The sequence below is a fragment of the Pauljensenia sp. 27098_8_83 genome (assembly GCF_041432695.1).
GTDB lineage: Bacteria > Actinomycetota > Actinomycetes > Actinomycetales > Actinomycetaceae > Pauljensenia.
Window position 1 is genome coordinate 1 of the sequence record NZ_JAPWAD010000003.1, and the last position, 12,691, is coordinate 12,691.

At 64.0% G+C, this 12,691-nt stretch carries 10 protein-coding genes and 1 tRNA gene; all 11 read right to left on the reverse strand.

Translation table 11 applies throughout. The annotated features are described in order from the left end of the window. Positions 1–575: 575 nt before the first annotated feature. Entirely contained in the window at positions 576–2,402 is a 1,827-nt protein-coding gene (locus O3656_RS02005; RefSeq protein ID WP_500062393.1) for a CAP domain-containing protein, read from the reverse strand. 326 nt (positions 2,403–2,728) lie between these two features. Further along, positions 2,729–2,801, reverse strand: a tRNA-Ala gene (locus O3656_RS02010). 136 nt (positions 2,802–2,937) lie between these two features. Further along, positions 2,938–3,672: a histidine phosphatase family protein gene (locus O3656_RS02015; RefSeq protein WP_500062394.1), complete on the reverse strand. Its 735-nt coding sequence runs from the start codon at positions 3,670–3,672 to the stop codon at positions 2,938–2,940. Continuing rightward, positions 3,669–4,094 carry a ribosome silencing factor gene (gene rsfS, locus O3656_RS02020; protein ID WP_500062395.1) on the reverse strand — a complete coding sequence of 142 codons (426 nt, stop codon included), beginning with the start codon at positions 4,092–4,094 and terminating at the stop codon, positions 3,669–3,671. The genes O3656_RS02015 and rsfS overlap by 4 nt, the downstream gene beginning before the upstream one ends. 13 nt (positions 4,095–4,107) lie before the next feature. Continuing rightward, positions 4,108–4,818: a nicotinate-nucleotide adenylyltransferase gene (gene nadD, locus O3656_RS02025; RefSeq protein WP_500062396.1), complete on the reverse strand. Its 711-nt coding sequence runs from the start codon at positions 4,816–4,818 to the stop codon at positions 4,108–4,110. Beyond that, the gene (locus tag O3656_RS02030; RefSeq protein ID WP_500062397.1) at positions 4,815–6,095 is read right to left on the reverse strand and encodes a glutamate-5-semialdehyde dehydrogenase; all 1,281 of its coding nucleotides are present in this window, start codon (positions 6,093–6,095) and stop codon (positions 4,815–4,817) included. Before O3656_RS02030 ends, nadD begins: the two co-directional genes overlap by 4 nt. A 37-nt stretch (positions 6,096–6,132) precedes the next feature. After that, positions 6,133–7,260, reverse strand: coding sequence for a glutamate 5-kinase (proB, locus tag O3656_RS02035; protein ID WP_500062398.1), 1,128 nt, complete (start codon positions 7,258–7,260; stop codon positions 6,133–6,135). Further along, positions 7,257–8,780 carry a GTPase ObgE gene (obgE, locus tag O3656_RS02040; protein ID WP_500062399.1) on the reverse strand — a complete coding sequence of 508 codons (1,524 nt, stop codon included), beginning with the start codon at positions 8,778–8,780 and terminating at the stop codon, positions 7,257–7,259. Before obgE ends, proB begins: the two co-directional genes overlap by 4 nt. Positions 8,781–8,854: 74 nt before the next feature. Further along, positions 8,855–9,112 (reverse strand): 50S ribosomal protein L27, encoded by a 258-nt coding sequence (gene rpmA / locus O3656_RS02045; protein WP_016461852.1) that lies wholly within the window; start codon positions 9,110–9,112, stop codon positions 8,855–8,857. Positions 9,113–9,146: 34 nt separating this feature from the next. Then, on the reverse strand, positions 9,147–9,467 hold the full coding sequence (gene rplU / locus O3656_RS02050) for a 50S ribosomal protein L21 (RefSeq protein ID WP_003796298.1): 321 nt from the start codon (positions 9,465–9,467) through the stop codon (positions 9,147–9,149). 219 nt (positions 9,468–9,686) lie between these two features. Then, a complete protein-coding gene (locus O3656_RS02055; protein ID WP_500062489.1) occupies positions 9,687–12,530 on the reverse strand; it encodes an Rne/Rng family ribonuclease in 2,844 nt (947 codons plus the stop codon). Positions 12,531–12,691: the final 161 nt, after the last annotated feature.

Here is a 12,691-nt window from a genome sequence, read left to right on the forward strand (position 1 = left end):
TCAGACCAACTCTTTTTGTCCTTTAACCCGGTCTTCGCAGCTCGAAGCTGCAGGCAGCCCGGTAACCCGACGTCCACATGACGCCCTATGTGACACGCGTTTCTGCTCGCCCAGACGAGAGGATTAGCACCACCGACCGATTCGCTGAGGTGCCCTGCGCACAGGCTGCCATCGACACGCACCAAACCTCAAGAAACCGCCAATCCTCGGCCATTTACCACCGGCTGACGACGGCGGCCCCCAATCAATTTGGAGCCCCCTCCGGATGGTACCTGAACCACTCCCCACGATTGGGTTGATTGGCACGCATAGTCACGATGGAAGGCCTGAAGAGTTGGGTACTCCCCCACGGGTGTCACGTCACTGGGCAAGCCGCCACGCGGACATGTACTGCATGCCATTGGCGATCTCCAGACACACTATCGAACCACCGGGCGCACCCACCGCAGACGGTCACGCATCACGCGCAGGCCGACAGGTACGAAATGCCTCCCGTTGCTGAGGCATCATTGTCGATGCCCAAGCAACGGGAGGCAATTCAATGAAGGACGAATCCGTCGCTTCGTAGCGATCAGTCAGCGCTTGGCGCGGCGCGACGCGACGACGGCACCGATACCGGCGACCAGGACGGCGACCGCTCCAACGCCAACCCACACACCCGACGCACCGGTGGCAGCCAGCGTGTCGCGACGCGTCTGTTCCGGAGTCTGGGTCGCGGGGTTCTGCGGGGCAGGCGTCTGACCGCCATCAACCGAGGGGTTCTGCGGAGCCGGGGCCTGGGTGGTGGGACTCTGCGGGGCGGGCGTCTGACCACCGTCAACCGAGGGGTTCTGCGGAGCCGGGGCCTGGGTGGTGGGGCTCTGCGGGGCAGGCGTCTGAGTTCCGGGGACAGGCGTCTGACCATCACCAACGGACGGATTCTGCGGGGCAGGAGTCTGCTCGTCAGTATCGATTCGCGGATTCGCGCTGCCCTGGTTAACACTCTGGGAGGGCACCGGGCTTGAGGGGCTCACGGAGAGCGTCGTGCAGCGCGTGAGAGCATCGCGGTACTCAGCGGCGGTCAGGTAGCGGCCCGCTTGGCCCCCGGATGTCACGGTGACGCCGCCATCCTTCTCCGGACGTACGGACGTCTGCGCAGCGATGGAGTCAGCCACACGATCGAGCTCAGCGTCGATGTCAGCAAGGCTGGCGGTGGGCTTCTGGTCAGCCGCGGACGCGAGGTACTCATCAAGAGCGCTCTGAGCGGCGTTCACGGATGCCTGCGCATCAATGACGGCCTGCTGGTTATCGGTCGTCGAGCCTGTCACGGAGGGAGCGGGCGTCGAGGGCGCGGCAGCCCCAGACTTGGCGGGCAGCGTCGAGACGTCGACTGGAAGAGCAGCACCGGGCAGAGTGCCTACCTTGTTCTGCCAGGAGTTGCCGCGCTGCGCGTCACCGTCACCGGCCAGACCGGAGACATAGTTCGTGTTGTCGGCGTTGAAGGCACCGCCATCGAAACCGTAGGCCGAGGCAGTGTCACCCGTCGTATGGAAGCGGGAGACATCCGGGGAACCACCGGTGATCGCATAGAACTTCTGCGTGCCGTAGATGCGGGTGAACTGGCCGTGCTTGGCGATATGAACGCCGACACCCACCACGTTGTTCTGGGCGAGCATGTTCTTATCGTGGCCGGAGGAGTTCTTCCACTGATCAAAGAGGGCGTCAGCAGCCTGCATCGGGTTCTTGCTGGTGCCATAGGCCCCCCACTTATCGCCGAAGTTCTCCCGATGGTTGTAGGCGATGTTCTCACCGGCGTAGGAGGTGTCGCCACCATCAAGCTTGCCCGCGCCGAAGTACTTGTAATTGGGATCGTGATTGAAGTCGTCCGAGTCCGACATGTGCTGGCTCCACGAGCGCGCATCTGCGGTCACGGTATCGGAGACGACCAGCTCGGGCAGCCCCGCGTTCGCACGGTAGGCATTCATCTTCTGAACGATGAGGGCTTCGATGATACGCGCCTGGGTAGCGTCGTCAACCTGCGACCAGTCCACCCAGTCGAGGCCACGATCGGTCGTCGTGGGCGCAGAGACGGGCGCGCTATCAGCCGAGTTGGACTGGGCCGCCGACTGCCGAGCAGCATCAAGGGCCGCCTGGGCATCGGCCAAAGCCGCACGGAGTTCGGCTTCACGCGCCGGATCGGCAGCGGAGGCAGAGGAATTTCCAGCAGCTGCAGCGGCGTAGCTGGCGAGCAGGGGGTTGTATTCAGCGGTGATTCGCCCCTGAGCACCAGACAGAGAGTTGCAGAATGCGTCCTCCGACGCGCTCGTCCCCTCGGCCAGCGTGGGGATAACGACGAGGGATGCCGCGATTGTCGTGGCGGCGAGGACCACCGAGGTATGGGTGCGAGTGAGCTGGAACGACATTGGCTACCGGCCTAACACTATGAGACAAAGACAGGTAAATCTTTCCACTCGGTACGCTGTTATTCAAGGTTTTTTCAGTAATTCATTACAGGCAAATGCACCAATTTGCAACGTTTTATAGGTTTGACAGATTTTGAACATCCCATATGTCGATACCAAAACGTTATTTTTCAGACCCAGCCCCTGACCAATAAGTAACAGATAGTCACGCAAGAGGTGGTCACCATAGTCCACAAGCAGTCACCGGACGTGCGCAGACAAGGCCGACAGCCCATCCAAGAACAACAAAAAACCGACACCCACTAACTGAGTGTCGGAATTTTCTGTGGAGCTAGGGGGATTCGAACCCCCGACCTCTTCCATGCCATGGAAGCGCGCTACCAACTGCGCCATAGCCCCGTTATTTAGTTCGTCGCCCTGGCGACCTGATAAATAATAGCGGACCGTCGAAGGCTGACGCAAATCCAATTCAGTGTCCCTCGTCACAGCTTAGAAAAACCTCGGATTACTGCGGCAACGAGGGGCCAATAGGAGGTTATGCCCCCAGAATGTCCTCGCGTGAGCCGATGTTATGGGAGGCGAGCCGCCATCCGCTGATCGCCGCGCTCTTGGACGTCGACATTCCTACGGGCACGAGCTCCGACCAGTGGCAGTTATCCACACCGCGCAGCCCGTTGAAGACAGCTGGATCCAACCCCAGGAGGGAGACAATGCCACGCGCGATCGCAGAACCGTGTGAGACCACGATCAACGATTGGTCGTCGCGGCAGGCCCGAGCAGCCTCCAGAACAGCATCACGCACGCGCGCGCCCACGACCTCAGAGCGTTCTATCTCAGCGAGGTCACACTCCCCGTCTGCCCGGTACTGCGCAAAGGCCTCGGGCTGCTCTCGCGCAATCTCTTCGTATGTTTTTCCCTCGAAACTCCCATAGGAGCGTTCCGTGAGTCGTTCGTCGAGCTCCGGGCCCTCGCACGGGTACCCAGCGATATCAAAGACGCGCGCAACGATCCGCGCAGTATCGACCGCGCGGCCCAGGGGCGAGCTCACGATACGCACGCCCCCGTCGTCGTAGCGCCGCCCGTCCTCGGCGGCAAACATACCCACCTCGGCACTCGGTTCGCACAGGCGACTCACGAGTACGCCGGCGGCACCCGCCGCCTGGGATCGCCCGGCCTCGTTCAGAGGCTTGTCGATGCGTCCTTGGAATCGCCGCGCCAGGTTGAAGTCCGTCTGCCCGTGACGCAGTAGGACGATCCGCGAGGCGCTCACTGCGCAGCCCCCGCTCCGTGTGTTGCCGCACGCTGCGCAGCTGCCGCACGAGCCTCATCGGTATCGACATCGATCGGTGTGGCCGGGCAGTCGCCCCACAGACGCTCAAGCGCGTAGTATTCGCGTTCGTCCTCGGACAGCACGTGCACGAGCAGCTCCGAATAGTCCAAGAGCACCCAGGTACCCTCCGCGCGCCCCTCGATGTGGGCGGGACGGCGGTGATGCTCAGCCCAGATGCGATCCATGATGTCCTCGGCGACGGCACGCACCTGACGGTCTGTCGGGGCCGAGACGACCACGAAGGCATCCGCCAGGGCAAGCTTGCTGGTCACGTCAACGAGGACCGGGTTGATACCGCCACGGTCGTGCGCGGCGCGAGCAACAATGCTCGCCAGTTCTGCGGTAGCGTCGGGAAGGCTCACGTTTCTCCTTGGGTCAGGACCGGTACAGGCCGTACTTGTTGATGTATTGGACGACGCCGTCGGGCACGAGGTACCACACCGGCTTGCCCTCTTCGACGCGCGTGCGGCAATCGGTCGACGAGATTGCCATGGCGGGCACCTCAAGCAACGACACAGACTCATGCGGTAGGCCGGGGTCAGACAGGTTGTGCCCGGGGCGTGTCACACCGATAAAGTGCGCCTGCTCAAAAAGCCTATCGGCGTCCTTCCACTGCGCAATCTGCGCCAGGGCATCGGCACCCGTAATGAAGTAAAAATCAGAGTCGGGGTACTCGCGAGACAGGTCCGCCAGGGTATCGATCGTGTAGGTCGTACCCCCACGGTCAATATCAACACGAGACACGGCGAAACGCGGATTCGAAGCGGTTGCGATCACCGTCATCAGGTAGCGATGCTCGGCCGAGGTCACCCGACGCCCCGCTTTGAAAGGCTGCATCGCGGCCGGGACAAACACGACCTGGTCGAGGCCGTAGACGTCCATAACCTCAGACGCGGCTACGAGGTGACCGTGGTGGATCGGATCGAAGGTACCGCCCATGATGCCAATCGCCCGGCGCCTGCGAAGCGCGCGGGGCGGGTGAGGAGGCAAGGCCGGTGCAGCGGTCGCCCCTGCCGTGGCCTCGGTCGTCTTCTCGATAGCAGCCTCCCCCGAGGCTGGCGCGGTCTGCTTGTCCTGCTCGCTCACGGGCGGATCGTTCCCTCTCCCTCGTAAATCCAGGTGGTGGTCGTCAGCTCGGTGAGCCCCATCGGACCGCGCGCGTGCAGCTTCTGCGTCGAGATACCAACCTCGGCCCCCAGGCCCAGCTGCCCGCCGTCCGTAAAGCGCGTCGAGGCGTTCACCGCGATAGCGGCGGCATCAACACCCGAACGGAACGCCTGCACGGCGGCAACATCCGAGGCCACAATACCTTCCGTATGACCGGTGGAGTATCGACGAATGTGCTCAATCGCCTCTTCGATGTCATCGACGACGCGCACCGCGAGGTCCATTGACAGGTATTCCGTCTCCCAGTCGGCCTGCGTTGCATCGACGATCATGTCCGCGTCGATGGAAGGCTGGCCGTCAACGATGGTGCGGGTGGCCTCGTCGGCGTGGATCGTGACACCCGCCGTAGTCAGGCGCGTGATCGCAGCAACCAGGAAGCGCTGGGCGACATCGGCGTGCACCAGGAGTGTTTCCGCCGCGTTGCATACACCCACGCGCTGCGTCTTCGCATTCATGATGATGGCTTCGGCGGCCTCCAGGTCGGCAGAGGCATCGACGTAGACATGGCAGTTGCCGGTACCGGTCTCGATAACCGGGACGCGCGACTCCTCCACGACGGCGTTGATAAGCCCTGCCCCACCGCGCGGAATCAACGCATCGATCGCGCCGCGAGCACGCATCATCGCACGAGCCCCCGCGCGTCCCCACGGGTCGACGGTCGTAATCGCATCGGCAGGAAGCCCGACGGAAGCCAACGCATCGCGGCACACCTCGATGAGGACACGATTGGAGGACTGGGCGGCACTACCACCGCGGAGGATTACCGCATTACCGGCCTTGAGTGCCAGGGTTGCAGCGTCAATCGTGACGTTGGGGCGGGCCTCGTAGATGATGCCAACGACCCCGAGAGGTACGCGTTCCTGCGTGACGCGCAGACCGATATCCGTGCGCATACCGCGAACAACCTGACCGACGGGGTCGGGAAGACCCGCAATCTCCCGGACGGCGTCAGCGATACCCCGGATGCGCTCGGGTGTCAGCGCGAGGCGGTCCAGCAGCCCCTCACTCATCTGCTCCGCGCGACCGCGCGCCACGTCCTCGGCGTTGGCAGCCAGGATCTGCTCACCGCGCTCAATGAGCGCGGCAGCAATCGCCTCAAGACCGCGATTCTTCGCCTGCGTGGTCACATTCGCAAGAACACGAGCAGCGGCGCAGGCGGCATCGGTCACCTGGGAAATATCTGCAGCAGTATTCACCTGGCCATGATGACACACGAGAGCGCGTGGGGCCGCGTCAGTCAGCGCTCAGCGCAGAAAATGCGTCGCCTAACACCGCCAGGTCATCGCGGTGAATCGCAGGCCGGGGATGCTCATACCCCGCTGCCTCCAGCTCTGTTGTCCCCGAGCCGGCGATCTGCGCCAAAGTATCGGAGTCATATCCCGATACACCTCGAGCGACGAGCCCCGTCGCAGACGCCACGTCCACGACATCGCCCGCATCGAAGTGGCCAAGCACCGAACGCACACCCGCGACCAGCAGAGACTTCTTGCCAACCGTAATCGCCTGCGCGGCACCCTCGTCGACGATGATCTCGCCGCGCGACGGTGCCACATGAGCGATCCAGAGGCGGCGCGAAGCCGGACGCTCCTGGGAAGGCTCGAACCACGTTCCGACGCGCTGACCCGCCAGCACCGACTCAAGGGCATCAGCGCTGGCAAGCTGAACACCGATGCCGCTCGTCGTCGCCAGCATTGCGGCCTGCACCTTCGTCGCCATACCACCCGTACCCACGCGCGATCCCGCGCCGGTCACAAGCACGCTCATGAGATCGTCCGCGCTCACCACGCGCTCGATCAGCTCCGAACCAGGGTGATCCGGGGGTGCCGTGTAGAGGCCGTCGACATCAGTCAGCAGGACGAGCGCATCAGCCTGAACCATCTGCGCGATGAGAGCAGCAAGACGATCATTGTCACCGAAACGCAGCTCTCGAGTGGTCACCGCGTCGTTCTCGTTCAGAATCGGAACGACGCCGAGGCCGAGGAGACGCGTCAGCGAGGCTCGCACGTTCGTGTAGTGGTCGCGGCGCATCACGTCGTCCGTCGTCAGCAGTACCTGGGCAGCATCGAGGTGATGTGCCTGGAAAGCGGCCGTCCACCGCGCCATCAGGAGCCCCTGCCCCATCGCAGCGGCGGCCTGCACGCTCGGCAGGTCCTTCGGCTTCGACGTGAATCCGAGGGGATCCAGGCCCGCGGCGACCGCGCCCGACGACACGATGACGACCTCGCGGTCTGCACCGCGCCAGCGCGCGACAAGTCGCGCCACGGAGTCGATACGGTTAAGGTCCAGACCGCCGTCCTCGCGGGTAAGCGACGAGGAGCCGATCTTGACGACGATACGCGACGCCGATGACACCCCGCTCATGACTGATCCGACGCGTCAGTCCAATGCCCGGCCTGGCGTTCCGTCCACAGCTCGTCACGGGCTGCGCTCTTCGCATCCATCACCTGGTGGTACACCTCGCGACGCTCCTTGCGGCTCGGGCGCGCGTTCTGCTCAAGACGCAAGTCCGTACCACGTGAGCCAAGCAGCTCGGGACCGGTGGTGAGCGTCGGCTCCCAGTCGAAGACGACGCCCCCATCGAGGTCACCGATCACAACCGTATCGCCGGCAACCGCACCGGCCTTCATCAGCTCATCCTCGACGCCCGCCGCGTTCAGACGATCCGCGAGGTAACCCACGGCCTCGTCGTTGGCAAAGTCGGTCTGCCGCACCCAGCGCTCCGGCTTATCGCCACGCACCTGGAAGACGTCCTCGCCATCCTTGCGGGTCTTACGCACCGTGATCTCGACGCTGCGTCCGACAGCCTTCGGGCGAATCACGGGACGGGCAGCCTCGAGAGCGGGACGCTTCGCGCGTTCCTCCTCAACGATGCCGGCCAGAGCAAAAGACAGCGCCTTGAGTCCCTCGTGGGACACGGCGGACACCTCGAAGACGGGCCAGCCAAAGGATTCGAGGTCCGGACGCGTAATCTCAGCGAGATCACGACCATCCGGAATATCGATCTTGTTGAGAACGATGACGCGCGGACGCTGCATGATCGGCACGTAGCCCTCCACCTGCGTCAGGTCGCCCTGGTAGGCCTCCAGCTCGGCCTCGATAATGCGCAGATCCTCGACGGGCTCGCGATCAGTCTCGAAAGCAGCGGTGTCCAGGACATGCACGATGACCGCGCAGCGCTCAATGTGGCGCAGGAAGTCCAGGCCAAGGCCTCGTCCCTGCGATGCACCGGGAATCAGGCCGGGAACGTCAGCGACCGTGTAACGCGTGTCGCCGGCGGACACGACGCCCAGATTCGGCACGAGCGTCGTGAACGGATAATCCGCAATCTTCGGACGCGCCGAACTCATCGCGGCGATCAGTGAGGACTTACCCGCCGACGGAAAGCCCACGAGAGCCACGTCCGCGACGGACTTCAGCTCAAGGATCACGTCCCGTTCCTCGCCGGGCTCACCGAGCAGTGCGAAGCCGGGGGCCTTACGAGCCTTCGACGCCAGGGCGGCGTTCCCCAGACCACCGCGGCCGCCTTCAGCGACCACGTAGCGCGCTCCCGCACCCGTCAGGTCGGCGAGCAGCTCACCCGACATCGACTTCACGACCGTGCCCTCGGGGACCGGAAGAATAATGTCCGCTCCGGTCTTGCCCTGACGGAAGTCACCCATTCCGGGCGTGCCGTTATCCGCGCGACGATGCGGGCTTCGGTGGTAGTTCAGGAGCGTGGTCTCCTGCTCGCTCACCTCCAAGATGACCGAGCCACCATTGCCGCCGTCACCGCCGTCGGGGCCAGCCAGCGGCTTGAACTTTTCACGCTTAATCGAGGCAACGCCGTTACCACCGTTACCACCCATCGCGTGTAGAGTCACGCGATCCACGAAGTCAGCCACTGTTGCTCCTGACGACTGAAATGAATGTTGAAAAGGGCGCCCGGCAACGCCGGACGCCCTTTATGCGCGCGGTCTCAGGCAGAGACCGGCGAAACGCTGACGACCTTGCGATCGCGCTTGCGGCCGAACTCAACCGCGCCGGCGCGCAGGGCGAACAGGGTGTCATCCTTGCCACGGCCAACGCCGTCGCCAGGGTGGAAGTGGGTGCCGCGCTGACGGACGATGATCTCACCAGCGTTGACCAGCTGGCCGCCGTAGCGCTTGACGCCGAGGCGCTGCGCGTTCGAGTCGCGACCGTTACGGGAGGAACCAAGGCCCTTCTTATGTGCCATCAGTTGCTACTTTCTGCTCGTGGGAACGTCGGGTTCAGGCGATCTCGGTGATCTTGACGACCGACATCTTCTGACGGTGTCCCTGGCGCTTGCGGTAGCCCGACTTGTTCTTGTACTTAATGATGGAAATCTTGGGGCCCTTGGCCGAGTCAACAACCTCAGCCTTGACGGAAACCTTGCCCAGCTTGGCTGCGTCAACGGTGATGGCGTCGCCATCCACCAGCATCAGCGGCTGGAGCTCAATGCTCGAACCGATTTCTTCTGCCAGCTTGTCGACGACGACGACGTCACCGACGGACACCTTTTCCTGCCGGCCGCCAGCCTTGACGATCGCGTAGACCACGTTGGAGCTCATCTCTTCTCGTATTCGTAACCGGAATCGCGCCTCGAAACTGCCGAGGACTTGTCTCATTGTCATGATTCCGTTGGCACTTGTTGCGCCGACGATCAAATTTAGCCGATTCGCACGCCGGAATGCAAGCCGGCACGGTCACGGGCGGGCGTGAAGTGCTGTGCGATTCCACACCCTACACTCGGGGGAAGGGCAATCAACCCCTCCCCCGGCGCATCAGCGCTATCCGGCGTCGACGATACCTGTCGAGGCGGCGCGACGACGACGCTTGACGCGGGGCTGATCGCTCGCCTCCGGAAGCGTAATGTCCTCAGTCGAACGAACCGGTGCCGCCGGCGCACTGGCCTCGGCACGCGCGGGCAGGTCGACGACGATGGGTGCCGGCGCCGCATCGGGCTCGACGACACCGGTCGAGACAGCAGCGCGACGCCTGCGAGTCTTACGCGGTGCGGCTGGTGCCTGCTCGTGAGCCTGCTCAACCACCGACACGGCAAGCGACGCGGCGGCCTGTGTCTTGTTCGCCTGAGCCTCGGAAGCCACCGCCGGTTCTTCGGGAACGGCCGTCTGCGCTGTGGCGCGGCGACGAGTCTTCGTCGCCGCTGGGGCCTCGGCAGGTTCGCTCGACATGGCCGTCACCGCCTTGCGGGACGCACGGCGTCGGGTCGCCGGAGCCTTCTCTCGATGCTCAGGCATCTGGATCTCCGACGCGTCCTTCACGGGCGCTGCCGGTTCGCTGGAACGCTCGACCGGCTCAGGCAGCTCGATGTGCACAGGAAGGTCGGGCAGCGGAGCAGATTCGGCGACGCGGCGGCGACGACGAGGACGCTTGGTGGCAGCCTCCTCAGCCTGCTCAGCGAGCGGCTTGGGCACGATCGACTCAGCAGCGGCCTCGACACTATCGCCCAACGATGCTGCCTGCTCATCGACCTCCGCCTCAGGCTCTTGAGCCTCGGCGGTAGCAGCGCGCGAGCGACGCTTCTTCACAGGATTACTCTCCTCGGCCGCGTTCTCCTCTTCTTCCTTGCGCGTGGATGCAGCGGCAATTGCGCTCAGCGCTTCCTTGGCGCGCTCATGATCGGCATTATCTTCGATGCGACGAGGCTCAGCCTTCTTCTGCTGCTTCTTCGACCCCTTCGAACCCTTCGAGGACTGCTCAGCGCCGGAGGTCTCCACCGGATGATGGTGAACGATGAAACCGCGGCCCTCACAGGCCTCACACGGGGAGGAGAAGGCCTCGACAAGGCCCTCACCCACACGCTTGCGGGTCATCTGCACGAGACCCAGCGACGTAATCTCCGTGACCTGGTGACGCGTACGGTCGCGTCCCAGGCACTCGACAAGGCGGCGCAGCACGAGGTCGCGGTTGGATTCGAGGACCATGTCAACGAAGTCAATGATGACGATGCCACCAATGTCGCGCAGACGCAGCTGGCGCACGATCTCTTCGGCGGCCTCGAGGTTGTTGCGAGTCACCGTTTCCTCAAGCGTGCCGCCGGCGCCGATGAACTTGCCGGTGTTGACGTCGATGACGGTCATGGCCTCGGTGCGGTCGATGATCAGGGTGCCACCCGAGGGCAGCCACACCTTGCGATCCATGCCCTTGGCGAGCTGCTCGTCGATGCGGTGCGCATGGAAGACATCCTCCGTACCCACCCACTGCTCAACGCGGTCGGACAGCTCGGGGCTGAGCTCGTCGACGTATTCCTTGACGGTCGCGTAGGTATCGCGCCCCTCGATGACGAGCTTCGAGAAGTCCTCGTTGAAGATGTCGCGCACGACGCGCACGGCCAACTCGGGCTCGCCGCGCAGCAGCGTCGGGGCACTCTTCGTGTTGGTGCGCTTCTTCTCGATGTCCTCCCACTGACGGGTCAGACGCGCAACATCGTCGCGAATCTGCTCCTCCGTCGCACCTTCCGCGGCGGTGCGCACGATGACGCCCGATCCCGAGGGGACGACAGACTTGAGGATCTTCTTCAGGCGAGCGCGCTCCTTGTCCGGGAGCTTGCGGGAGATGCCCATCATGGAGCCACCGGGGATAAGCACCAGGTAGCGTCCGGCAAGCGTAATCTGAGAAGTCAGACGCGCACCCTTGTGCCCGATCGGATCCTTCGTCACCTGGACGAGGACCGGATCGCCCGACTTCAGAGCCGCCTCGATGCGACGAGGCTTGCCTTCCATGCCGACGGCATCCCAGTTCACCTCGCCCGCGTAGAGCACCGCGTTGCGCCCGCGGCCCACGTCCACGAATGCGGCCTCCATTGAGGGAAGGACATTCTGCACGCGCCCCAGGTAGATGTTGCCGACCATCGAAGACTGCGTACGACGCGCGACGTAGTGCTCGACGAGCAGGCCATCTTCAAGGATCGCGATCTGGTCGAGGCCGTCCTGATCACGGATCACCATCGTGCGTTCGACGGATTCGCGGCGCGCCAGGAACTCGGACTCGGAGATCGAGTGGCGACGGCGGCCTTCACGGCGTCCCTCCCGGCGACGCATCTTCTTCGCCTCAAGGCGCGTCGAGCCCTTGAGGGCCTGCACCTGATCGGCGGGATCGCCGCCTTCCTCGGAGGCCGAAGAGGACGAACGGGCACGGCGACGACGGCGACGACGGGTAGAGGATTCCTCTTCGTCCGCCGACTGCGCATCCTGGGCCGACGCATTGGTCTGCTCAGCGTCTTCCTGCGCGGGAGCCGAGGCCTCGTCCGCCTTCTTCGAGCGGCGGCGACGACGGGTCTTGGGCTCGGCCTGCGTATCGTCAGACTGCGCCTCAGCGGCGGGGGCCTCGGACACCTCGGCCTCAACCTCTTCCGCGGTCTTCTTGGAACGACGACGACGCTTGGGAGCCGCCTCTTCGCGAGGAGCCGATTCTTCGTCTGAGGCAGCGGGCTTACGGCGACGCTTGGGTTCGGGCTCGTCGATAATTGCGGGAGGGGCAACCTCGGGGGCTGCCTGGAAAACGGGGGCCTGGAACAGCAGCGAGGCGGCAGGTGCCACGGGGGTCGATTCGGTTGTCACGATTCTCCAATGGTGGGCGCGCGCCCCGTGCCTGGACGCACCCTTTTTCATCGCCCTCACGGGGCGGAAACCTAGTGGAGCGCAGTTGCGCAGCGGCCGGCGGCATATGAATACGTCATCGCTCGGCTCTCGTCGCGAGGGCACTCCCGCGACATCCATTCACCCCTATTGTCGCACAATACGACGCCCCATTAATGGCAGGGTGACCAGAA

Coding starts and splice junctions, on each gene's coding strand:
- O3656_RS02005 (WP_500062393.1), bottom strand. CDS start 2,402: ATGTCGTTCCAGCTCACTCGCACCCATACCTCGGTGGTCCTCGCCGCC.
- proB (WP_500062398.1), bottom strand. CDS start 7,260: ATGAGCGGGGTGTCATCGGCGTCGCGTATCGTCGTCAAGATCGGCTCC.
- rpmA (WP_016461852.1), bottom strand. CDS start 9,112: ATGGCACATAAGAAGGGCCTTGGTTCCTCCCGTAACGGTCGCGACTCG.
- rplU (WP_003796298.1), bottom strand. CDS start 9,467: ATGAGCTCCAACGTGGTCTACGCGATCGTCAAGGCTGGCGGCCGGCAG.
- O3656_RS02055 (WP_500062489.1), bottom strand. CDS start 12,530: ATGAAAAAGGGTGCGTCCAGGCACGGGGCGCGCGCCCACCATTGGAGA.